Source organism: Streptomyces sp. NPDC043726 (genome assembly GCF_056436565.1).
In genome coordinates this window covers 386,457-408,303 of sequence record NZ_JBWKCI010000007.1, presented here as the reverse complement: position 1 = coordinate 408,303, position 21,847 = coordinate 386,457, and the positions used below count along the sequence as shown (strand labels likewise).

The window sequence follows — 21,847 nt, the reverse complement described above, 5'->3', positions numbered from 1 at the left end:
ACGCGCCGGCCCCCGGCGCCTCAGCGCGCCAGGGCGATCCGCTCCCCCACGTGCGCCTCGACCGCCGCCTCGGTCTCCGCCGGGTCGGCGCCGTCCGCCGCCCAGGCCACGTATCCGTCGGGCCGCACCAGCACCGTCGTACGGCTGTCGCGCCCGCGGCCCGACCGGCGCTCCACCGTCAGGACGTCCTCCAGGCCCGTCTTGTCCGCGCACTCCTGCGGGGTGATCAGCACGAACCGGCCGCCGCGCAGGGCCTCGTAGAGGCGGCCGCCCTCCAGTTCGACGTCGCCGATCCGGGAGCCGGTGAGAGCGTGGGCGCCCGAGGGCGCGTCGTACTTCACGCCGATGCCGGTGATCTGGAGGGCCAGCTTGCGGCGGACGGGGCTGAGCGCGTTGAGGGTGGTCGCGACCACCGCCCGCAGGCCCAGCGTCCAGGAGTGCTTGGCCATGGCGAGGCGGACGATGGCACCGCTGCTGCGCATGGCCTCCGTGCCGACGGGGTGGCGCTCGGCCTGGTAGGTGTCGAGCAGCGCGTCCTGCGCACGGCCCTGGACCACCGCGGCGAGCTTCCAGCTCAGGTTGGCCGCGTCCTGCATGCCGATGTTCATGCCCTGGCCGCCGGCCGGGGTGTGCACGTGCGCGGCGTCGCCGGCGAGGAAGACCCGGCCCACGCGGTAGGAGGGCGCCTGGCGTTCGTCGCTGTGGAAGCGGGACAGCCACCGGGCGTCGTGCATCCCGAAGTCACGGCCCGCGGCGAGCCGGACGGTCTCCCTGATCTCCTCCAGGTGCAGCGGCTCGCTCTCGGGGATGTCGCGGCTGCGGTTCCAGGCGACGACGCGGTAGTAGCCGTCGCCGAAGGAGGCGAAGAAGACGAAGGCGTCCCCGTTGGAGTGCACGGAGAGCAGTTCCTTGGGCTCCTCGGCGAGCTTCACGTCGGCGAGGAGGACGGAGCGGATCACGGAACGGCCCGGGAAGGGCAGGCCGATCGCGCCGCGCACGGTGCTGCGCATTCCGTCGGTGCCGACGACGTACGACGCCCGCAGCTCCTCGCTCGTCCCGTCGTGCCCCCGCGTCTCGACGGTGACGCCGTCCTCGTCCTGGCGGAGCCCGGTCACCTCGGTCTCGTACCGGAACCGGACCCCGGCCTCGAACGCGCGCCGCTCCAGGATCCGCTCCATCTCGTACTGCGGGAGAAGAAGGATGTGGTTGAAGCGGGAGGGGAGGCTGTCGAACTCGACGGTGAGCCGGGTGAACAGGTTCATCCGGTCCAGCCGGCGGCCGAGGGATTCGACCTCCTCGGAGAGCGCGCGGGCGTCGAGGAGTTCGAGGGTGCGGGCGTGGACCACGATCGCCCGGGACAGGTTGCTGATCTTGTGCGGGCGCTTCTCGACGAGGGTGACGGGGACACCGGCGGCGGCGAGGTCACCGGCCAGCAGAAGGCCGGTGGGGCCGCAGCCGACGACGATCACGGAGTGGGGGGTGTTCATGGTGGCCTCCTAGAGCCGACGCCTCCGACGACTTGCCAACGCTTGTTTGCCAACGCTCGTTGACGACGATACGGCGGGCCTCATTCGAAGTCAACACTTGTTGGCCTACGCGTGTTGGCCTACGCTTGTTGGCATGACTGGAAATGAACGCAGTACGGTGACCGAATCCGGGGGCGGCGGTCGGCGCCGGTCGGAGGCCACCCGCAACGCGATCCTCGCCGCGGCCCGCGAACGATTCGCAGCTGACGGCTATGAACGGGCCACCATCAGGGCCATCGCCAAGGACGCCGCCATCGATCCGTCGATGGTGATGCGCTACTACGGCAACAAGGAGGGGCTGTTCGCGGCGGCCGTCTCAGTCGACCTGAAACTGCCGGACCTGAACAGACTGCCCCGCCAGGAGAACGGCGAGGCGATGGTGCTGCACTTCCTGCATCTGTGGGAGGAGAACGAGGTGCTCACGGCCCTGCTCCGGGTCGGCGTCACCAATCAGGCCGGGGCCGAGCGGATGCAGGACATCTTCCGGGAGCAGCTGCTGCCGCTGTCCCGGCAGGTCTGCCCGGACCCCGAGCAGAGCCCGGCGCGGGCCGCGCTGATCGCGACGCAGCTGCTCGGGCTCGCCCTCACCCGCTATGTGCTGCGGCTGCCCCCGGCCGTGGCGCTCACCGCCGAGGAGGTGGTGGCATGGCTGGCACCGACGGTTCAGCGGTACCTGACGGCTCCGAACCCGTGAGAGGGGTGGAGACCTCCGGCACCGAGACCTCCGCTGCCGAGACCTCCGCTGCCGAGGAAGAGGCAGAGCCGGAGCCGGAGCCGGAGCTCGACGAGACGCCGGAGGAAGGGGGGTCCGAGGAGGCCCCGGAGACGCGGAAGGCGCCGCCCCCGGCTCCGTACGGCGGTCTGCGCGTACGGGCCGTGGGGGCGGCGCCCTCGAAGAGTTCGGGAGAGGTCAGGCCTTCGCCGGGGCCTTCGCCTTCGGCTTGGTCCTGACGCGGTGGGTCTCCTGGGAGCGGTCCAGGACCATGACGAGGCCCGCGATGACCGCGAACAGGGCGATCGGGGCCACGACGAACAGACCCAGCGTCTCGATGACGCTCAGACCAGAGCCGGGGTCGTCACCGTCGTCGCGGGTCAGCGCGAGCGCGGGGGACGACATGAGCAGCATCATCAGCGTCGTACCGGCAGCCAGGGCGCCGGCGCGCAGGGCGTTCTTCTTGTCCACGGTGCCAAAAGTATCGAATGGCCCTGGAGGGCGCTCGCCCGGGGGGTGCATACGAGGCGAGGGCCCTCCGCCGCACTTACGCCCGCGGGCGTCCGAGCACCTCCATCAGCGCGCGCAGCCTCGGTGACGCAGCCAGGTCCTCCAGCGTCACCGGCCTGCCGTCCGCGTCCGCTATCGGCAGGCGCCAGTTCGGGTACTGGTCCCAGGTCCCGGGGAGGTTCTGGGGGCGGCGGTCGCCCACCGCGTCGGGGAGCCAGACGCCGACCATGCGCGCCGGGGTGCGCAGCAGGAAGCGGTGGACGGCCTGGATCTCGGCCTCCTCCTGCGACGTACCGTGCCCACCGCCCGTGCCGTGCAGCAGACCGAGCCGGGACAGCACGGCCAGCCACTCGCCGGTGTCGGCGGCGGCCTCCGCGCGTTCCTCCGCCAGGGAACGGGTCAACAGGCCCAGGCTGTGCCGCAGTTCGACATGATCACCGGTGAGCCGCGCGGCCGTGGAGGGCAGATCGTGGGTCGTGGCGGTGGCCAGACAGTCGGAGCGCCAGGTCTCCGGCGGCAGCGGACGCCCGTCGCCCTCCCAGTCCCGCTCGAACCACAGGACCGAGGTGCCGAGCACCCCGCGCGCCCGCAGCGCCTCCCGAACGCCCGGCTCCACCGTGCCCAGGTCCTCGCCGATCACCGACGCCCCGGCGCGGGATGCCTCCAGCACCAGGACGGCGAGCATGGCCTCGGCGTCGTAGCGGACGTAGGCGCCCTCCGTGGGCGGATGGCCCTGCGGGACCCACCAGAGCCGGAACAGGCCCATGACATGGTCGATGCGCAGCGCCCCGGCGTACCGGAAGAGGGCCCTGAGCAGCCGGCGGTACGGCGCGTAGCCGGACTCGGCGAGGCGGTCCGGGCGCCAGGGCGGCAGGCCCCAGTCCTGGCCCCGCGCGTTGAAGGCGTCCGGGGGCGCGCCGACCGACATCCCGGCGGCGAAGTACTCCTGCTGCGCCCAGGAGTCGGCGCCCTCGGGATGCACGCCGACCGCGAGGTCGTGCACGATCCCGACGGCCATCCCGGCGTCGCGGGCGGTGCGCTGCGCGGCGGTGAGCTGCGCGTCGGTGAGCCACACGAGCCGCGAGTGGAAGTCGACGCGGTCCATCAACTCGCCGCGCGCCCGGGCGGTTTCCGGCGACCGGGGGTCGCGCAGCGCGGCGGGCCAGCGGCGCCAGTCGGAGCCGTGCACCTCGGCGAGCGCGCACCAGGTGGCGTGGTCCTCCAGGGCCTGGCCCTCCTCGGCGAGGAAGTCGGCGTAGGCGGCGCGCCGGCCGGGGCCGAGCGGCACCTCGCGGACGAGTTCCAGCGCCTCCCGCTTCAGCTCCCACACCGCGTCGCGGTCGATCAGCGCGCCCTTCTCCAGCACGGACTCGCGCAGCCGCTCGGCGCGTTCCAGCAGCGCCCGCAGTCGCTCCCGGTCCTCGATCCGGGCGTACTCCGGGATGTCCTCGACGCGCAGGTGCACCGGGTCGGGGAAGCGGCGGGAGGAGGGGCGGTAGGGGGAGGGGTCGGTGGGCGCTCCGGGTACGGCGGCGTGCAGCGGGTTGACCTGGACGAACCCGGAGCCGAGCGTCCGGCCCGCCCAGCCGGCCAGTTCGGCGAGGTCACCGAGGTCGCCCATGCCCCAGGAGCGCCGGGAGAGCAGGGAGTAGAGCTGGACGAGCAGTCCGTGCGAGCGGCCTGCGGCGACGGGCAGCCGGGCCGGGGCGACCACGAGGTGGGCGGTGCCGGTGCGGCCGTCGGGCGCGGTGGCGGTCAGCCGGTGGACGCCGGGCGGGAGGCGGTCGGCGGCGGCACGGGTCTCGCCCTGCTCGGTCTCCACCCGCAGCCGGGTGCCGGGCGGCAGGCCGGTGAGTGCGGCGGGCGGCGCGGAACCGTGCCAGCACACCACGGTCGGCGGCAACAGCCGCTGCCGCAGCTCGTGTTCGCGTGCGGCGAGGGCACGTCGTACGGCCTCGGGGGTGTGCGCGTCGACGTCGAGCGCGGCGAGGGCCAGGGTGAGCGCGGTGGCCGAGGCGTGGACGGTGCGGTCCGGGGAGGGTCGGTAGGAAGGGGCGACGCCGTGCAGTTCGGCGAGCCGCGACAGGTCCTGGGACGGGGTGCCCTCGGCCCCGGGCTCGGACGCGGACTCGGACCGCGACTCGGACGATGACTCGGACCGTGACTCGGGCTCCGGGGAAGGTTCGGCCGACCGCTGCTCTGCCATCTACGACCTCGCGGGGTCCGGGGCGAAGGGGAGGACCTCACCGGCGAGCGGTTCGGCGGGGGCGAACGGGGGCTCGCTGGTGAGCGGCTCGGCCGCGTACATCGGCGCCTCGCTGGTCAGCGGCGCGGCCTCGTGCAGCGGCGGCTCGCTGGTCAGCGGCTCGGCGGCGGGCAGGGGAGGTTCGCTGGTCAGCGGGGTTTCGGCGCAGGCGCTCTCCGCGCTGAAGACGCACACGTGCGGTTCGGGCCCGGTGAGCGCCTCGGGTTTGGACAGGGCGGTGAGCAGAAGGTGTGCCGATGCGGCCACTGGGGCCTCCTTGTCGAGTACGGCGACCTACGGCCTGTCCTGCGGGGCGCCGCCGGCCAGGCCCTTGCGGGTTATCGCAGCCCTACCCAGCGGGCGCGACGGCAGACGTGCACAGCCGGACAACGTGCCTCTCGTCACATTCTGCTCCGCCGCGACACCTACAGACTGGGGCAATCCCGCCCTCGCGGCCACCGGCGCCCCACCTCGGCGCCAGGGACGCTCGAGCCCTCGTCGACCGGCCGTGAACCGGCGCCGCTCAGGCCGTCGATAGACGGGGTGTGAGACTGTTCCGCCCCATGGGGGGCCAGCGGGAGAAGGACGACGGGGAGCCGGCGGACGCGGTGCTGCTGCGGGCCGTCGCGGCCGGTGACCCGGCGGCGATGGCCGCGCTGTACGACCGGCACGCGGGCTGGCTGCACGTCCGGCTGACCCGGCGCTGCGCGGACCCCGAGGTGGTGCGCGAGGTGCTGCAGGACACCTTCGTCACCGTGTGGCGCTCGGCCGAGGCACATCGCGGCGAGGAGGCCGGCGGCTGGCTGTGGACGATCGCCGCACGCCGGCTGATCGACGCACGGCGGGCGCAGGAGCGCGCCGGGCGCCTGGAGACGACACCGATCGACGAGGGCCCCACCGCGTCCGCGCCGGCCGCACCCTCCGCCGAGGAGCGGGTGCTGGCGGGTCTGGAGTACGGCGATGTCGGCACCGCCCTCGACCGCATCTCCCCGGAGCTGCGCGAGGTGCTGCGCGCCACGGTCGTCGACGGGCTCACCACCCGTGAGACGGCCCGGCTCCTCGGCATCCCCGAAGGCACCGTCAAGTCCCGCGCGATGCGCGCCCGCGCCGAACTGCGCGCGGCGCTGGCCCAGTTGACCCTGTCCCCGCTGGGAGGCCCGGCATGACCGACTGGCACGCGCCGGACGCCCTCGTCACGCGCTACACCGACGGCACCCTGCCCGACCCGGACGCCTGGTCCCTGGAGAAGCACCTGGAGTCCTGCGCGTCCTGCGCGGCCCGGGTCTCCAGCACGGTGGCCGCGACAGCGGCGGGCCCGGTACTGGCGCAGGTACGCGAGGCGGTACTGGACGCCGCCCCCCACCGGCATGCCGAGGCGGCGCCGAGTGCCGCCCCGCACAGGTTGCTGACCGAGTCCCCGGCGCCGACGGCACGCCTCCGCACCGCCCTCCCCCGGTGGGCCGCCCCGCGCAGGCGGATCACATCCCCGGCCGGAGTCCCGGCTCCGCACGCCCGCCTCCGCACCGCCCGCCTCCTCTGGGCCGCCGGTCCCGCCGTGCGGGGAGCCTGGCTGCCCGCCCTGCTGCTGATGGCGGTCGGTGCCGTGCTGCTCGCGTACGGGGCCGACTTCGCCGGGGCGCGGCCGCTGCTGCTCGCCGTAGCGCCCGTCGTGCCGGTCGCCGGGGTCGCCCTGTCCTACGGTGCCCACGCCGACCCGCTGCACGAACTGGCCGCCGCCACGCCGTCCGCGGGGCTGCGACTGGTACTGACCCGCACCGCGGTCGTGTTGACGGTGAGCCTGCCGCTGCTGACCCTCGCCGGCCTGGTCCTGCCGTCCTACGGCGCCCCGGGCGCCGCCGCCTGGCTGCTGCCCGGGCTCGCGCTGACGCTGGCCTCGCTGGCCCTCGGCGGCTGGCTCGGGCTGCGCGCGGCGACGGCCCTGACCGGCGGCGGCTGGCTGTGCGCCGTACTCGCGCCCGCGCTCGCCGTCCCCGACGACGCGCTGTCCGCCCGTCTCACGGACCAGCTCACCGCCTACGTCGGCGGCGCCCCCGCGCAAGGCGGCTGGGCCGCGGCGGCGGCCGTGTGCGCGGCCCTGCTGGCGGCCCGCCGCACCGCGTACGACCGCCTCGAGCGGCACTGAACCCCTCTCGGCCGAAGCAGGACGTACCCCCTTCTCCCTCTTCTCGACGTCCCCTTCTCGACGTTCTCTTCTCGACGTCCCTCTCAAGGAGCCCCCTTGACCACGATCCAGGTGGCCGGTCTGCGTGTCCGGCACCGCAAGACGCTCGCCCTCGACTCACTGGACCTCGACTTCGGACGCGGCGTGCACGGTCTGCTCGGCCCCAACGGCGCGGGCAAGACCTCGCTGATCCGGGTCCTCGCCACCGTCGCCGCCCCCACCGAGGGCCACGTCGGCATCCTCGGCGAGGACGTCCGCGACCCCCGCGGCCGGGCCGCCGTCCGCCGTCGGCTCGGCTACCTGCCGCAGGAGTTCGGCTACTACCCGGGCTTCACCGTGCGCGAGTTCGTCGCCTACATGGCCTGGCTGAAGGAGATGCCCGCCGCCGAAACCCCGGCCGCCGTGGAGCGGGCCGTCGCCCGGGTCGGGCTCACCGACCGGATCGACGCGAAGATCAAGACGCTGTCCGGCGGCATGGTCCGCCGCGTCGGCATCGCCCAGGCGATCGTCAACGACCCGAGCGTGCTGCTCCTGGACGAGCCGACGGCCGGCCTCGACCCGGAGCAGCGGGTGGAGTTCCGCGAGCTGCTGCGCGAACTGGGCGCCTCGGCCACCGTCCTGGTCTCCACGCACCTGGTGGAGGACGTGGCCGCTGCCTGCACGGAGGTCACCCTGATCGCCGCCGGCCGCCTCGCCTTCCGCGGCACCCCCGAGTCCCTCACCGAGCTCGGCACGACAGCGGACGGCGTCGGCGACAACCCCATCGAGCGCGGCTACACGGCGGCCCTGCGCGCCCACCGCTCCTCCGGAGCCGTCCGGGAGGTGACGGTCCGATGACCCTCCTCGCGGAGCGACCCCGCGTCACCGGGCACCCCCTGCGCCCCGAGGTCCGCCGCGGCTTCGCCCCCTGGGCGGGCGGCTCGGTCCTGGTCACGCTGCTGGTCGCGCTGGCCGTACCGGCGGAGACCTGGCAGGGCGGCTGGGCGGAGACCCGGGACCGCACCCACGCGGCCGCGGTGCTGCTCGGCATCCCGCTGGCGCTGGCGGCGGGCTGCTGGCAGGGCGGACGGGAGCGCCGGAGCCGTACCGGCGAACTGATGGAGACCTCCGTACGCGGCCCGCTGCCCCGTTTCCTCGCCTCGGCCCTGCCGCTCGCCCTGTGGGTGGCCGCGGGACACCTGGCCGCCGCCGCGCCAGCGATGCTGGCCACCGCGTACTGCGCCACCGGGGACAGCCCGTACCTCCTCGTCCCGCTCGCGGACACCCTCGTCCTCGGCAGCGCCGCGCTCGCCGGCCAGGTCGCGGGCCGCGTCCTGCCCTGGCGCCTGACGGCCCCGCTGCTGGCGATCGCCGCGTACGTCGTCCTCGGCACTCTGTCCTACGACAGCCGGGGCACGCTCGCCGCCCTGTCCCCGCTGCTGGACACGGCCGACCACGAGGCGCCGGTGTGGTGGCAGCCCCCGGTGACGGTGGCCTGGACCGGCGGCCTCGCCACGGCCGCGGTCCTCGCCCACACCGCCCGCCGCCGCGTCACGGCGCTGCTGCCGCTGACCGCCGCGACGGCCGCCGCCGTACTGCTCGTGCAGACCGGCGACGACGGCCTGAGCCACACCACCCCGGTCGCCCGCCGCCAGGTCTGCGACACCTCCACCACCCCGCAGATCTGCGTCAACGCCCGCTACGAGAAGCTCCTGCCGCAGATCACCGACGCCCTGTCCGGACTGACGGGCCGCCTGGAGGGGGTGGAGAACGTGCCGGTCCGCTTCAACGACACCCGAAGCGGACCACGCGAGAACGAAGTCTGGCTGCCGTCGATCACCCCGCTCGGCTGGGCGGTCGTACGCGGAAAGCTGGCCGATCCGGAGCAGTTCGCCTGGGAGGCCGGCATGGCGGTGATCGGCCGCGCCGACTGCGACGCCACTGACCCTGAGCTGAGCCGTGTGGACGATGCCGTGGAGCACTACCTGGCGCCGAACCCACTGGAGGCGCACTTCGACGAGCTGGACGCCGATGTCAAGGCGAAGCGGCAGGCCCGCGCCCGCCTGCTGGCGATGGACGACGAGGAGCGCAGGGCCTGGCTGTCGGAGTACTTCGCGACCGCGGACGTCTGCGACCCGAAGGGGGTGCCGACGCTGTGACGACGACCGGCCTCCTCCTCTACGCCCGCTCCCGCGCCCTCCCCCAGACGCTCGCGGCCCTCGCCGCGACCACCGTCCTCGCGGTCGTCTCGGCCCACGCCCTGGACTCCTACCTGGACCCCGACCGCCAGGTCCCGCTGGTGGCCCTGGCCCCCCTGCTGGCCTCGGCGGCGATCGGCACGAGCCTCCACTCCCCCTCCGACGAACTGGACCGCACAGCGGTACGCCCCTGGTGGCGCCGCCGCGCGCTCCACCTCCTGACCCTGACGGCCCTGGCCACGGCCCTGCTCCCCCTGGCCGTCCTCACCAGCGCCCAGACCTTCGGCCCGCCCGCCATGATCAGGAACACCCTCGGCTGCACCGGCCTGACCGCAGCGGCGGCGGTGGCACTGGGCGCGAGACTGAGCTGGCTCCCGGTGTTCGGGTACGTGAGCGCGATGTACCTGGGGACAGCGGGGACGAGAGGCGGCTCACTCCCACCCTGGGCATGGCTTCTGGAGCCGGAAGCGGGCGGGGCGGCCTGGAACACGGCCGCCGCGCTCTTCCTGCTCGGAGGCACCCTGTACGTGATCAAGGGGGCGCGTCGAGTCACCTAGGGGCGCGGGGAACTGCGCGACCAGCCCCCACACACCCGCGACCAGCCCCCACACACCCGCGGACAAGACACAAAAGGCCCGGATCCTCAGGCGGAAATGCCGTCGATCCGGGCCAACGCGTCATCCGCGCCGTACGGCTGCAAGTACGGCAGCCAGCGCGGATCCCTATGCCCGGTCCCGATGATGCGCCAGGCCAGACCGGTCGGCGGAGCCGGTTTGTGCCGCAGCCGCCAGCCGATCTCGAACAGGTGACGGTCGGCCTTCACGTGGTTGCAGCGGCGGCAGGACGCCACCACGTTGTCCCAGACGTGCTTGCCCCCGCGGCTGCGCGGGATGACGTGGTCGACGCTGGTTGCGACGCCACCGCAGTACATGCACCGGCCCCCGTCGCGGGCGAAGAGCGCCCTGCGGGTAAGAGGAACGGGCCCCCGATAGGGAACCCGGACGAATCGCTTGAGCCGGACCACGCTTGGTGCGGGGACTGTGACGGTTGCGCTGTGCATGAAGGCGCCGGATTCCTCGAGGCATACGGCCTTGTTTTCGAGCACGAGGACGAGCGCGCGGCGGAGCGGTACGACGCCGAGTGGCTCGTACGACGCGTTGAGGACCAGGACATGCGGCACGGATGCCTCCTTGGGCGTCGGCGGCGCGTGGCTCGCGCCGGGACGATCTGTAGTCAGTCTCCCCTCAGGCCTGGTGAAAGCGCCACCATGTCCAGGTAACGGGCTGAGAGTGTTTTCGACCACACCTTTCTTCATCCCCAGGTGAGTACGGTCTCTCCCCCGAACATTGCAACGATCCACACACGATGCACCGTTAGTGTGGTGGGTCTGCCCCCTTGGTGACCCTTCCGTGACCTTGCTGACGTACCGATCCTGACCGCCGTACCGGGAGGCAGAAGCCGCACCTGGAGGTACCCGCCGTGTCCTTGTCCGCCGTCCTACTGGCCGCCGGTTCCACCCCGTCGCCGTCGCCCTCGCCGACGACCCCGGTGGTGCCATCGCTCCAGGACGCCCAGGAGAGCGCCACCAACGCGGCCAGCTGGGTCGAGGAGAACTGGTCGACCTGGCTCGCCATCGGTCTGCGGGTCCTGCTGATCCTGGTGATCGCGGCGGTGCTGCGGGTGGCGGTGCGGCGGGCGATCACCAAGCTCATAGACCGGATGAACCGCACGGCCCAGGCGGTCGACGGCACCGCGATCGGCGGGCTGCTGGTCAATGTGGAGCGGCGGCGCCAGCGCTCGCAGGCGATCGGCTCGGTGCTGCGCTCGGTGGCCAGCTTCCTGATCCTGGGCACCGCGGGTCTGATGATCCTCGGCACCTTCGAGATCAACCTCGCCCCGCTGCTGGCCTCGGCCGGTGTGGCGGGTGTCGCGATCGGTTTCGGCGCCCGCAACCTCGTCACGGACTTCCTCTCCGGTGTCTTCATGATCCTGGAGGACCAGTACGGCGTCGGCGACTCGATCGACGCGGGCGTCGCCTCCGGCGAGGTCATCGAGGTCGGCCTGCGCGTGACGAAGCTGCGCGGCGACAACGGCGAGATCTGGTACGTCCGCAACGGCGAGGTCAAGCGCATCGGCAACCTCTCCCAGGGCTGGTCGACGGCCGGGGTCGACGTGACCGTCCGGCCGTCCGAGGACCTGGACAAGGTGAAGGCCGTGATCGCCGAGGTCGGCGAGCGGATGAGCAAGGAAGAGCCCTGGAACGAGCTGCTGTGGGGCCCGATCGAGACCCTCGGTCTGGACAGCGTCCTGCTGGACTCCATGGTGGTGCGGGTCTCGGCGAAGACCATGCCGGGCAAGGCGCTGACCGTGGAGCGCGAGCTGCGCTGGCGGATCAAGCGGGCCTTCGACGCGGCGGACATCCAGATCGTCGGCCGGCCGCCGCTGGCCGTGGAGGACGTGGCCCTGGCCGACCCGACCGCGGCCATGGCCGCCCCCTCGGCCTACGCCAACACCTCCTCCCCGCAGGCCCAGGCCGCGACGCCGCTCACTCCGCCGAGCGTGACGAAGTAACTCGGACGCGACGGACCCAGGCCCCGCCGGACCACACCGGCGGGGCTTCGTCGTAGTCGGCCGTTTCACCGCTGGGGCTTGACGGCCCCGGCCCGTGGGCCTACCTTCCTCGTCAGTCGATAGGAAAGTTTCCTAACAGAGCCCGCGATCGAGCTCCCAGCCGCGCTGACGTCACCTCCCCGGGCCCTGGGCGGCGTGAGAGGCTTTCCCCCCGAAAGGCAGGTGCAGATCCCATGGCAGGAACCGCCGGTACGCCGGGCACCCCGCGCGTCCTGCGCGCCATGAACGACCGCGCCGCCCTGGATCTGCTGCTGGCGCACGGGCCCCTGTCCCGCACCCGGATCGGCAAGCTCACCGGCCTGTCCAAGCCGACCGCCTCCCAGCTGCTGGCCCGCCTGGAGGCCGCGGGACTGGTCCTGCCCACCGGCACCACCGAGGGCCGCCCGGGCCCGAGCGCCCAGCTCTACGAGGTCAACCCGGCCGCCGGGTACGCCGCCGGACTCGACGTCACCCCCGAGCGCGTCCTGGCCGCCGTGGCCGACATCACCGGCCGCACCGTGGGCCGCTTCGAACTCCCCACCCCGGGACGACGGCCCGCCCGGCCCGTGGTCCAGCTGGTCACCGAGGCGCTCGACGGCGCCATGAAGGCGGCCGGGCTCACCCGGGACGACATCCGCCGCCTGGTCATCGGCACCCCCGGCGCCTTCGACCCGGGCACCGGCCGGCTGCGCTACGCCGCCCATCTGCCCGGCTGGCACGCCCCGAGCCTCCTCGACGACCTGGCCGCCGCGCTGCCGATGCCGGTGGAGTACGAGAACGACGTCAATCTCGTGGCCGTCGCCGAACAGCGGCTCGGCGCGGCCCGCGGCCACGACGACTTCGTGCTGCTGTGGAACGAGGCCGGACTCGGCGCCGCCCTGGTCCTCGGTGGCCGGCTGCACCGCGGCTTCACCGGCGGCGCCGGCGAGGTCGGCTTCCTGCCGGTGCCGGGCGCGCCCCTCGTGCGCCAGGTGACCCGCACCAACAGCGGCGGCTACCAGGAGCTGGCCGGCGCCCAGGTCATCCCGCGGCTGGCCCGGGAGCTGGGCATCGGCGACCTCCCCGAGGGGCCGTACACCGAGGTCGCCGCCACCCTGCTGGCGCGGGCCGCGGACAGCGGCGCCGGACCCGAACGGCAGCTCCTGGCCACCTACGCGACCGGTGTGGCCACCGGTCTCGCCTCGCTCGTCTCCGTGCTCGACCCCGGACTCGTCGTCCTCAGCGGCAGCGCCCTCGCCTCCGGGGGCGAGCGGCTGCTGGCCCTGGTCCAGGCCGAACTGGCGGAACTCGCCGCCTCCCGGCCCCAGCTGGTGCTGGGCGATGTGACCGAAGAGCCCGTGCTGCGCGGCGCGCTGGAGAGCGCGCTGGCCACGACCCGCGACGAGGTCTTCGACACCTCGCGCTGAGCATCAGCAACCGTCCCACCACCACCCTTCCCTCCAGGGAGACCTCGCCATGCCCATATCCACCCGAAATGCGGCTTGCGTCCTGACCGCGTCCCTCGCCCTCCTCGCCACCGCCTGCACCGGATCCACGGAATCCGGGGCGAACGACGACCCGAACGCCGAGACCACGATCACCTTCTGGCACGGCTGGAGCGCGCCCGCCGAGGTGAAGGCCGTCCAGGAGAACGTCGACCGGTTCGAGAAGGCGCACCCGAACATCAAGGTGAAGGTCGTCGGCAACATCAACGACGACAAGCTCAACCAGGCCCTGCGCGCGGGCGGTTCGAACGGGCCCGACGTGGTGTCGTCCTTCACCACCTCGAACGTCGGCAAGTTCTGCTCCTCCGGAGCCTTCCTCGACCTGAAGCCGTTCATCGACAAGTCCGGGCTCGACCTGGACGCGATGATCCCGAAGCCGATGCTCGACTACACCCAGTTCGAGGGCAAGCGCTGCGCCCTCCCCCTGCTCGGCGACGCCTACGGGCTCTACTACAACAAGGACGCCTTCGCGGCGGCCGGCGTCAAGGCCCCGCCGAAGACTTGGTCGGAGTTCGCCGAGGTGGCGAAGAAGCTGACGAAGACCAAGGGCGACTCCTACGAGCAGCTCGGGTTCATGCCGACCTACCACGGCTACGAGACGGTCGTCTCGCACTACATGTCCCAGTGGGACCACGCCTACTTCGACGCCGACGGCAAGTCGAACGTCGCCAAGGACCCGGCCTTCGCGGAGATGTTCACGTACCAGAAGAAGCTCGTGGACGACCTCGGCGGGTTCGCGAAGCTGGAGAAGTACCGCAACACCTTCGGCGACGAGTGGGGCGCCAAACACCCCTTCCACACCGGCCAGGTGGCCATGCAGCTCGACGGCGAGTGGCGGCTGGGCATGGCCGAGGCGGCGGGGCTGGACTTCGAGATCGGCACCGCGCCGCTGCCGGTCGCCGACGACGAGGCCGACGAGTACGGCAAGGGCTACTTGTCCGGCACGATCATCGGCATCGCGCCCCAGAGCAAGAAGCAGAACGCCGCCTGGGAGCTGCTGAAGTACATGACGACCGACACCGAGGCCGTCGTCGCCTTCTCCAACGCCATCCACAACGTGCCGTCCACCTTCGAGGCCCTGAAGTCCCCCGACCTGAAGACGGACCCGGCCTTCAAGACCTTCCTGGACATCGCCCAGCACCCCGAGTCCACGACCAGCCCGAACGCCGTCAACGGCGACGCCTACCAGCTGACCCTCCAGGACTTCAGCTACCAGTACGAGTCCGGCAAGGCCAAGGACCTCAAGGGTGGCCTGGCGAAGACCGCCGAGCAGATCGACCGCGACATCGAGCAGGCGAAGTAGCCGCCCATGTCCACGCTCGCCGTACGGCGCCGCAGATCCGCCCTGCGGACGCTGGCCTTCCTCTCCCCCTGGCTGATCGGCTTCTCGGTCTTCTTCGTCTACCCGCTGATCTCGACCGCGTACTTCTCGCTGATGAAGTACGACGGCTTCAACACCCCGGAGTTCCGGGGCCTGGACAACTGGAGTTACCTCTTCTCCGACTACCCCATGTTCTGGCCCGCGCTGGGGAACACCCTGTGGCTGGTGCTGGTCATGGTGACCTGCCGGGTGGTCTTCGGACTCGGGGTCGGCCTGCTCATCACGAAGATCAAGACGGGCGCGGGCGTCTTCCGGACCCTCTTCTACCTGCCGTACCTCGCCCCGCCCGTCGCCGCCACCCTGGCCTTCGTCTTCCTGCTCAACCCCGGCACAGGACCGGTGAACTCGGTCCTGGACGGCCTGGGCCTGCCCACACCCGGCTGGTTCACGGACCCCGCCTGGTCCAAGCCGGCGCTCACCGCGCTCGCCCTGTGGGGGGTGGGCGACCTGATGGTCATCTTCATGGCCGCGCTGCTCGACGTACCGAAGGAGCAGTACGAGGCCGCCGAGCTGGACGGCACGTCGGCGTGGCAGCGGTTCCGGTACGTGACCCTGCCGAACATCTCGCCGATCGTGCTGTTCGCGGTGGTCACGGGCGTGATCCAGACGATGCAGTACTACACCCAGCCGCTGGTGGCCGGGAAGGTCGCCTCCGGTGTCATCGGCGGGTCGGGGCAGTCCTTCGAGCCGGGCTACCCCGACAAGTCGACGCTGACGCTCCCCCAGCTCGTCTACAACCTCGGCTTCCAGCGCTTCGACTACGGCGCCGCGTGTGTGGTCGCGCTGGTCCTCTTCGCCCTCGCCATGGCGTTCACGGCACTGCTGATGCGCCGCCGCGGTGGGCTGCTCGAAGCAGGTGACTGATGACTCAAGTACTAGAAAAGCCGGTGCGGTTGAGCCCTCCTGGCGAGGAGGAACGCACGGCCCGGCGCCGCTCGCTGCTGGAGTGGATCGCGGTGCACGCCCTGGGCGTCGCGGCGGCGCTCTTCTTCACCCTCCCCTTCGTCTTCGTGGTCCTCACCTCCCTGATGAGCGACCAGCAGGCGCTCACCCGCGACCTCGTCCCCGACACCTGGCAGTGGGACAACTACCGCCGGGTCCTGGACACCCCCGGCTTCCTCACCTGGTGGCGCAACACGCTCCTGTACGCCGGTCTGGGCACCCTGCTGACGGTCGTGTCGTCGCTCCCGGTGGCGTACGCCCTCGCCAAGTTCCGCTTCCGGGGCCGGAATCTGTCGCTGATGCTGGTCATCGCGATGATGATGCTGCCACCACAGGTCGTGATCATCCCGATGTACCTGTTCTGGGCGAAGCAGCTGGACCTGTCGGGCACCCTGTGGCCGCTGATCATCCCGATGGCGTTCGGGGACGCGTTCTCCATCTTCCTGCTGCGCCAGTTCCTGCTGACGATCCCGAACGAGTACCTGGACGCGGCCCGCGTGGACGGCTGCGGCGAGTTCAGGACGCTGCTGAGGGTCGTCGTACCGATGGCGAAGCCGGGCATCGCGGCCGTGGCGCTGTTCCAGTTCTTCTACGCCTGGAACGACTACTTCGGCCCGCAGATCTACGCCTCCGAGAACCCCGGCGCCTGGACGCTCAGTTACGGCCTGGAGTCCTTCAAGGGCGCGCACCACACCGACTGGAACCTGACCATGGCCGCGACCGTACTGGTCATGGCCCCCGTGATCCTCGTGTTCTTCTTCGCGCAGAAGGCGTTCGTCGAGGGCGTCACGCTGACCGGAGTGAAGGGCTGACTCTGATGAAACTGACCGTGGTCGGCGGCGGATCGACCTACACGCCCGAACTCGTCGACGGCTTCGCCCGGTTGCGGGACACCCTGCCGGTGGAGGAACTGGTCCTGGTGGACCCGGCGGCGGAGCGTCTGGAGCTGGTCGGCGGTCTGGCCCGCCGGATCTTCGCCCGGCAGGGCCACCCGGGCCGGGTGGTGACGACGAGCGACCTGGACCAGGCGGTGGAGGACGCGGACGCGGTGCTGCTCCAGCTCCGCATCGGCGGCCAGGCGGCCCGCGACGACGACGAGACCTGGCCGCTGGAGTGCGGCTGCGTGGGCCAGGAGACGACCGGCGCCGGCGGCCTGGCGAAGGCGCTCAGGACGGTGCCGGTGGTGCTGGACATCGCGGAACGGGTCCGGCGGGCCAACCCGCGCGCGTGGATCATCGACTTCACCAACCCCGTGGGGATCGTGACGCGGGCCCTGCTCCAGGCGGGGCACCGCGCGGTGGGGCTGTGCAACGTGGCGATCGGCTTCCAGCGGCGGTTCGCGAACCTGCTGGGCGTGGCCCCCACGGACGTCCACCTGGACCACGTGGGCCTGAACCACCTCACCTGGGAGACGGGGGTACGGCTGGGCGGCCCCGAGGGCGAGAACGTCCTGCCGAAACTGCTGGCCGAGCACGGCGCGGGAATCGCGGACGATCTGCGGCTGCCGCGCCCGCTGCTGGACCGGCTGGGCGTGGTCCCGTCGTACTACCTGCGCTACTTCTACGCGCACGACGAGGTGGTCCGGGAGCTGCGCGAGAAGCCCTCCCGGGCGGCCGAAGTGGCCGAGATGGAGAAGGAGTTGCTGAAGCTGTACGCGGACCCGACGCTCGACGAGAAGCCGGAGCTGCTCTCCCGCCGGGGCGGGGCGTTCTACTCGGAGGCGGCGGTGGACCTGGCGGCGGCGCTGCTGGGCGGGGCCGGCAGCCCTTACCAGGTGGTGAACACCTACAACCACGGCACGCTGCCTTTCCTCCCGGACGACGCGGTGGTGGAGGTGCAGGCGGCGGTGAGCACCCAAGGGGCGGCGCCGCTGCCGGTGGCGGACGTGGATCCGCTGTACGCGGGACTGATGGCGAACGTGACGGCGTACGAGGAGCTGGCGCTGGAGGCGGCGCTGCGGGGCGGGCGGGACCGGGTGTTCCGGGCGCTGCTGGCGCACCCCCTGATCGGCCAGTACGCGTACGCCGAGACGCTCACCGACCGGCTGATCGCACACAACCGGGAGCACCTGGCGTGGGCATGACGGGCAGTGTTCTCGCCGTCGACGCGGGGAACAGCAAGACCGACGTGGCGGTGGTCACGGCCGACGGCGAGGTCATCGGCACGGCACGCGCGGGCGGGTTCCGGCCCCCGGCGGTCGGGGTGACGGTCGCGGTGGACAAGGTCGAGGAGGCGGTACGGCGGGCCTTCGCGGAGGCGGGCGTCGACGCGGTGACGCATGTGTCGGCGTGCCTCGCGAACGCGGATCTCCCGGTGGAGGAGGAGCAGTTGACGGCCGCGCTGGAGGCGCGCGGGTGGGGTGCGACGGTCGAGGTCCGCAACGACACGTTCGCGATCCTGCGGGCGGGGGTGGCCGAGCCGCGCGGAGTGGCCGTCGTCTGCGGGGCGGGCATCAACTGCGTCGGCATGCGCCCCGACGGCCGCACGGCCCGCTTCCCGGCGCTGGGCCGCATCTCCGGTGACTGGGGCGGCGGTTGGGGCCTGGCGGAGGAGGCGCTGTGGCACGCGGCGCGGGCGGAGGACGGCCGGGGCGGGTGGACGGAGCTGGCCCGCACGCTGCCGGCCCACTTCGGCCTGCCGGACATGCCGGCGCTGATCGAGGCCCTGCACCTGGAGCACATCCCGCAGAGCCGCCGCCACGAGCTGACCCCGGTCCTGTTCGCCACGGCCGTGACGGGCGACCGGGTGGCCTGTTCCCTGATCGACCGCCTCGCGGACGAGGTGGTGACGATGGCCACGGTGGCCCTGACCCGGCTGGACCTCCTGGAAGAGGAGACCCCGGTCGTCCTGGGCGGCAGCGTCCTGGCGGCTCGGCATCCCCTACTGGACCGCCGTATACAAGAGTTGCTGGCGGCCAGAGCCCCGAAGGCAATACCGAGCGTGGTGACGGCCCCACCGGTCCTGGGGGCAGTGCTGCTGGGCCTGGACCGGGTGGGGGCGGGAGCGGATCCGGAGAGGAGAGCGCGGGACCACTTCGACCGGTGAGCACTCCGCACCCCGGCGACAAGACCCCGCCCGCAGGCACCGAGGCCTCCGCCAACCGTCGGCAAGGCCCTTACCCACCGACGCCGAGGCCTCCGCCAACCGCCGGCAGGCCCATACCCACCAACGCCGAGGCTTCAGCCACCGCGCCCCAAGACCCCACCCACCGGCCGCGCGGCCATCACCCACCGACACCAAGGCCTCAGACCACCGGGTGCCAAAACCCCATCCACCGGCCGCGCACCCCCCACCCACCACCACCAAGACCTCAAACCACCGCGCCCCAAGACCCCACCCACCGGCGCAAAGGCCTCGCGCCGGAGGTGCCAGGCTCCCCCCTCCGTACTCCGGACCGCCCCCGCCGGAACCGAACCGATTCGTGGGGCGTATTCATGGGCAGGGGGTGATCCGGGATACTGCGAGGCTGCCGGCGGACCCACCGTGACGAATGTCGGTCCCGCCAGTGATACTTGCGGGCGACGGATGACCATGGGGGAGGTCGAAGTGACACAGCCGGAGACACGCACCGCGCCACCACCACCGGAGCCCGGCGTGCCCACCATGCCGTCGGTGCCGCCGCAGCAGGCCCGCGGCGTCGGGGCCGTACCGCCGGACACGCGCCGCACCGCCTTCGCCGAGGGCCTCGACCGGCTGCGGGCCGCCGCCACCACCGAGCCCGGGCGGCTCCGTATCATCGGCGCGGTCCTCGCCCTCCTCGTCGTGGCCTTCGGCGCCGTCACCGCCTGGCAGGTCACCGACCGCGCGGCCGCCGCCGACGACGTCCTGCACAGCAGCCAGCCGCTCAGCTCCGACGCCGCCGACATCTACCGCTCGCTCGCCGACGCCAACACCGCCGCCTCCAGCGGCTTCCTGGCCGGCCGCCAGGAGACCGGCGTCAACCGCGTCCGGTACGAGAAGGGCATCCGCACGGCCGCCGAGAAGCTCGTCACGGCCGCGGCCAACTCCGACCCCGACTCCCCCTCCGCCCAGGCCATCGCCAAGCTCAACCGCCTGCTCCCGGAGTACAAGGGCCTCGTCGAACAGGCCCGCACCTACAACCGCCAGGGCTTCCCCGTCGGCGGCGCCTACCTGCGCTACGCCAACGAGAAGATGCAGACGGAGATGCTCCCGGCCGCCGAGGATCTCTACAAGAAGGAGAACCAGCGGCTGCGCGACGACTACGCGGACGCCACCCCGTACCCCTGGGCCGCGATAGCCCTCGGCGTCCTCGCGCTCGCCGCCCTCGCCTGGGCCCAGCACCGCAACTACCGCCGCACCAACCGCGTCCTGAACCACGGCCTGGTCGCCGCCACGGCCGCCGCCACGGTGGTCCTGCTCTGGCTGGTCGTCGGCCACGCGGTGGCCCGCGCCGGCCTGAACGACTCCTACGACCACGGCGTCCGCTCGCTGAACGTCCTGCACGACGCCCGGATCGCCTCCCTGAAGGCCCGCGGCAACGAGAACCTGACCCTGGTCTCCCGCGGCGCCGAGACCAAGAAGGTCGGCGAGGAGACGTACGACGCCTACGACTACGACTTCCAGCGGGACATGGACACCCTCGGCAAGGGCCTCGCCCTCGCCGAGGACCTCGCCGACGACCGGGCGGGCGAGCAGCCGGTCACCGCGGCCGTGGGGAACATGACGGAGTGGAAGAAGCGCCACTCGGCCGCCCGCGCGGAGGACGAGAACGGCGAGTACCAGCAGGCGCTGGACAAGGTGATCGGCTCCAAGGGCACCACCGGCGAGTGCTTCGACAGCGTCGACGCCAACCTCGCCGTCGCGCTGAAGCACGAGACGACCGAGTTCAAGTCGGCGGCCGGCGACGGCCGGGACGCGATGACGGGCCTGACCACGGGCGCCGCCGTGCTCGCCGTCCTGGGCGCCGTGGGCGCCGTCCTCGGCATCGGCCGCAGGCTGTCGGAGTACCGGTGAGAGGGGGCGTGACCATGCATGCGCGACGTCTGCGGGCCAGTCTGAAGGGCTGGGGCGGAGTGGGAGCGATGGCGGCGGTGTGCGCCCTGGCGGTGCTGCTCGCGCTGCTGCTGCCGCTCACACAGGCCGCCGGGGACGGCAGCACCGGCGTCGGCGGTCAGGGCGTCGGGAAGGCGGGGCCCGCGCGCGCGGAGGAGGAGTGCGTGGACCCGGAGAAGCAGACGCTCTCCCCGTCCGGCGCGGACGGCCCCACCATCGAGGAGATCAAGAACCGGCAGGGCGAGAAGCGCAAGCTGATCGTCGGTGTCGACCAGAACAGCTACCGCTGGGGCTACCGCAACCCCAACAGCACCGGCACCGCCGAGCTGGAGGGCTTCGACATCGACCTGGTGCACCGCATCGCGGAGGACATCCTCGGCGACCCGGACGCGGTGCAGTTCAAGGCGATCCCCACCAACCAGCGCATTCCGGCGATCCAGGAGGGCCGGGTCGACATGGTGGTGCGCACCATGACGATCAACTGCGACCGGCTCGCCGACGTCGCCTTCTCCGCCCCCTACTTCAAGACCGGCCAGCAGGTCCTGGCCCCCAAGTCCTCCCCTGTGACGGGCTACGACGACACCCTCGCCGACCGCACGATCTGCACCGCTGAGGGTTCGACGGCGTACTCCACCCTGGAGCAGGGCCGGAAGGAGGGCGATCTGCCCCCCTCCGCCGACATCTCCCACACCGTGCCCAACCAGCTGGACTGCCTGGTCCGGCTCCAACTGGGCGAGGTGGACGCGGTGGTGACCGACGGCGCCCTCGCCGCGAGCCAGGCCGCGCAGGACCCGACGGTCGAGCTGAAGGGTGCCGCGTTCACCACCGAGTACTACGGCGTGGCGATGAAGAAGGACGCCGACGATCTGGTACGCCGGGTCAACCGGATCCTGGTGGACTACCGCAAGGACACCTCCGGCGGCTGGCAGGCGTCGTACGACAAGTGGCTCTCGGCGACACTGGGGGCGGAGTCGAAGGACTCGGAGCCGCCCGCACCGCAGTACCTCCGCACGAGCTGAACCGCAGAACCGAGCAACAACTCCCCCAGCCACACAACACAGCAGC

Annotated in this window: 20 protein-coding genes; 15 read left to right on the top strand and 5 right to left on the bottom strand. The window is 72.3% G+C overall.

Annotation, left to right across the window (positions count from 1 at the left end; translation table 11 throughout):
- Window positions 1-20: 20 nt before the first annotated feature.
- The gene (locus AC068Z_RS22495; protein ID WP_478558216.1) at window positions 21-1,487 is read right to left on the bottom strand and encodes an FAD-dependent monooxygenase; all 1,467 of its coding nucleotides are present in this window, start codon (window positions 1,485-1,487) and stop codon (window positions 21-23) included.
- 133 nt (window positions 1,488-1,620) lie between these two features.
- On the opposite strand from AC068Z_RS22495, the gene AC068Z_RS22490 reads away from it, so the two are divergent.
- Window positions 1,621-2,220 (top strand): TetR/AcrR family transcriptional regulator, encoded by a 600-nt coding sequence (locus AC068Z_RS22490; protein ID WP_478558213.1) that lies wholly within the window; start codon window positions 1,621-1,623, stop codon window positions 2,218-2,220.
- 216 nt (window positions 2,221-2,436) lie between these two features.
- On the opposite strand, the gene AC068Z_RS22485 is transcribed toward AC068Z_RS22490, so the two are convergent.
- The 3 genes from AC068Z_RS22485 to AC068Z_RS22475 form a co-directional block, all read right to left on the bottom strand.
- Complete coding sequence (locus AC068Z_RS22485; RefSeq protein ID WP_478558210.1) at window positions 2,437-2,709, bottom strand: hypothetical protein; 273 nt, start codon at window positions 2,707-2,709, stop codon at window positions 2,437-2,439.
- Between the two features lie 76 nt (window positions 2,710-2,785).
- The gene (gene malQ, locus AC068Z_RS22480; RefSeq protein WP_478558207.1) at window positions 2,786-4,954 is read right to left on the bottom strand and encodes a 4-alpha-glucanotransferase; all 2,169 of its coding nucleotides are present in this window, start codon (window positions 4,952-4,954) and stop codon (window positions 2,786-2,788) included.
- Window positions 4,955-5,260, bottom strand: coding sequence for a hypothetical protein (locus AC068Z_RS22475; protein WP_478558204.1), 306 nt, complete (start codon window positions 5,258-5,260; stop codon window positions 4,955-4,957).
- Window positions 5,261-5,556: 296 nt separating this feature from the next.
- Here AC068Z_RS22475 and AC068Z_RS22470 point away from each other — a divergent pair, with 296 nt between their 5' ends.
- From AC068Z_RS22470 to AC068Z_RS22450, 5 genes are all read left to right on the top strand, one after another.
- Window positions 5,557-6,159, top strand: coding sequence for an RNA polymerase sigma factor (locus AC068Z_RS22470; RefSeq protein ID WP_478558201.1), 603 nt, complete (start codon window positions 5,557-5,559; stop codon window positions 6,157-6,159).
- Window positions 6,156-7,136 (top strand): zf-HC2 domain-containing protein, encoded by a 981-nt coding sequence (locus AC068Z_RS22465; protein WP_478558198.1) that lies wholly within the window; start codon window positions 6,156-6,158, stop codon window positions 7,134-7,136. Before AC068Z_RS22470 ends, AC068Z_RS22465 begins: the two co-directional genes overlap by 4 nt.
- Before the next feature lie 96 nt (window positions 7,137-7,232).
- Window positions 7,233-8,012, top strand: coding sequence for an ABC transporter ATP-binding protein (locus AC068Z_RS22460; protein ID WP_478558195.1), 780 nt, complete (start codon window positions 7,233-7,235; stop codon window positions 8,010-8,012).
- On the top strand, window positions 8,009-9,313 hold the full coding sequence (locus AC068Z_RS22455) for a hypothetical protein (RefSeq protein ID WP_478558192.1): 1,305 nt from the start codon (window positions 8,009-8,011) through the stop codon (window positions 9,311-9,313). The genes AC068Z_RS22460 and AC068Z_RS22455 overlap by 4 nt, the downstream gene beginning before the upstream one ends.
- On the top strand, window positions 9,310-9,909 hold the full coding sequence (locus AC068Z_RS22450) for a hypothetical protein (protein ID WP_478558189.1): 600 nt from the start codon (window positions 9,310-9,312) through the stop codon (window positions 9,907-9,909). Before AC068Z_RS22455 ends, AC068Z_RS22450 begins: the two co-directional genes overlap by 4 nt.
- 86 nt (window positions 9,910-9,995) lie before the next feature.
- Here the strand turns inward: AC068Z_RS22450 and AC068Z_RS22445 are convergent, their stop codons facing one another.
- Window positions 9,996-10,532 (bottom strand): HNH endonuclease, encoded by a 537-nt coding sequence (locus tag AC068Z_RS22445; protein ID WP_086843133.1) that lies wholly within the window; start codon window positions 10,530-10,532, stop codon window positions 9,996-9,998.
- Window positions 10,533-10,831: 299 nt separating this feature from the next.
- Here AC068Z_RS22445 and AC068Z_RS22440 point away from each other — a divergent pair, with 299 nt between their 5' ends.
- The 9 genes from AC068Z_RS22440 (at window position 10,832) to AC068Z_RS22400 (ending at window position 21,801) form a co-directional block, all read left to right on the top strand.
- A complete protein-coding gene (locus AC068Z_RS22440) occupies window positions 10,832-11,923 on the top strand; it encodes a mechanosensitive ion channel family protein (protein ID WP_478558184.1) in 1,092 nt (363 codons plus the stop codon).
- A 233-nt stretch (window positions 11,924-12,156) separates the two neighbouring features.
- The gene (locus AC068Z_RS22435) at window positions 12,157-13,368 is read left to right on the top strand and encodes an ROK family transcriptional regulator (RefSeq protein WP_478558181.1); all 1,212 of its coding nucleotides are present in this window, start codon (window positions 12,157-12,159) and stop codon (window positions 13,366-13,368) included.
- A gap of 49 nt (window positions 13,369-13,417) precedes the next feature.
- Window positions 13,418-14,749 carry an ABC transporter substrate-binding protein gene (locus AC068Z_RS22430; RefSeq protein WP_478558178.1) on the top strand — a complete coding sequence of 444 codons (1,332 nt, stop codon included), beginning with the start codon at window positions 13,418-13,420 and terminating at the stop codon, window positions 14,747-14,749.
- A gap of 6 nt (window positions 14,750-14,755) precedes the next feature.
- The gene (locus AC068Z_RS22425) at window positions 14,756-15,691 is read left to right on the top strand and encodes a carbohydrate ABC transporter permease (protein ID WP_478558176.1); all 936 of its coding nucleotides are present in this window, start codon (window positions 14,756-14,758) and stop codon (window positions 15,689-15,691) included.
- Entirely contained in the window at window positions 15,691-16,581 is an 891-nt protein-coding gene (locus AC068Z_RS22420) for a carbohydrate ABC transporter permease (RefSeq protein ID WP_478558173.1), read from the top strand. Before AC068Z_RS22425 ends, AC068Z_RS22420 begins: the two co-directional genes overlap by 1 nt.
- A gap of 5 nt (window positions 16,582-16,586) precedes the next feature.
- Window positions 16,587-17,852 (top strand): 6-phospho-beta-glucosidase, encoded by a 1,266-nt coding sequence (locus tag AC068Z_RS22415; RefSeq protein WP_478558170.1) that lies wholly within the window; start codon window positions 16,587-16,589, stop codon window positions 17,850-17,852.
- Window positions 17,843-18,814: an N-acetylglucosamine kinase gene (locus tag AC068Z_RS22410; RefSeq protein ID WP_478558167.1), complete on the top strand. Its 972-nt coding sequence runs from the start codon at window positions 17,843-17,845 to the stop codon at window positions 18,812-18,814. The genes AC068Z_RS22415 and AC068Z_RS22410 overlap by 10 nt, the downstream gene beginning before the upstream one ends.
- 486 nt (window positions 18,815-19,300) lie before the next feature.
- Window positions 19,301-20,743, top strand: coding sequence for a hypothetical protein (locus AC068Z_RS22405; protein ID WP_478558164.1), 1,443 nt, complete (start codon window positions 19,301-19,303; stop codon window positions 20,741-20,743).
- A 14-nt stretch (window positions 20,744-20,757) separates the two neighbouring features.
- The gene (locus tag AC068Z_RS22400; RefSeq protein ID WP_478558161.1) at window positions 20,758-21,801 is read left to right on the top strand and encodes a glutamate ABC transporter substrate-binding protein; all 1,044 of its coding nucleotides are present in this window, start codon (window positions 20,758-20,760) and stop codon (window positions 21,799-21,801) included.
- Window positions 21,802-21,847 lie beyond the last annotated feature (46 nt).

What these genes read in the sequence shown, in the direction of transcription:
- AC068Z_RS22495 (WP_478558216.1), bottom strand. Translation starts at nt 1,487, where the DNA reads ATGAACACCCCCCACTCCGTGATCGTCGTCGGCTGCGGCCCCACCGGC.
- AC068Z_RS22490 (WP_478558213.1), top strand. Translation starts at nt 1,621, where the DNA reads ATGACTGGAAATGAACGCAGTACGGTGACCGAATCCGGGGGCGGCGGT.
- malQ (WP_478558207.1), bottom strand. Translation starts at nt 4,954, where the DNA reads ATGGCAGAGCAGCGGTCGGCCGAACCTTCCCCGGAGCCCGAGTCACGG.
- AC068Z_RS22470 (WP_478558201.1), top strand. Translation starts at nt 5,557, where the DNA reads ATGGGGGGCCAGCGGGAGAAGGACGACGGGGAGCCGGCGGACGCGGTG.
- AC068Z_RS22465 (WP_478558198.1), top strand. Translation starts at nt 6,156, where the DNA reads ATGACCGACTGGCACGCGCCGGACGCCCTCGTCACGCGCTACACCGAC.
- AC068Z_RS22455 (WP_478558192.1), top strand. Translation starts at nt 8,009, where the DNA reads ATGACCCTCCTCGCGGAGCGACCCCGCGTCACCGGGCACCCCCTGCGC.
- AC068Z_RS22435 (WP_478558181.1), top strand. Translation starts at nt 12,157, where the DNA reads ATGGCAGGAACCGCCGGTACGCCGGGCACCCCGCGCGTCCTGCGCGCC.
- AC068Z_RS22430 (WP_478558178.1), top strand. Translation starts at nt 13,418, where the DNA reads ATGCCCATATCCACCCGAAATGCGGCTTGCGTCCTGACCGCGTCCCTC.
- AC068Z_RS22425 (WP_478558176.1), top strand. Translation starts at nt 14,756, where the DNA reads ATGTCCACGCTCGCCGTACGGCGCCGCAGATCCGCCCTGCGGACGCTG.
- AC068Z_RS22420 (WP_478558173.1), top strand. Translation starts at nt 15,691, where the DNA reads ATGACTCAAGTACTAGAAAAGCCGGTGCGGTTGAGCCCTCCTGGCGAG.
- AC068Z_RS22415 (WP_478558170.1), top strand. Translation starts at nt 16,587, where the DNA reads ATGAAACTGACCGTGGTCGGCGGCGGATCGACCTACACGCCCGAACTC.
- AC068Z_RS22405 (WP_478558164.1), top strand. Translation starts at nt 19,301, where the DNA reads ATGGGGGAGGTCGAAGTGACACAGCCGGAGACACGCACCGCGCCACCA.
- AC068Z_RS22400 (WP_478558161.1), top strand. Translation starts at nt 20,758, where the DNA reads ATGCATGCGCGACGTCTGCGGGCCAGTCTGAAGGGCTGGGGCGGAGTG.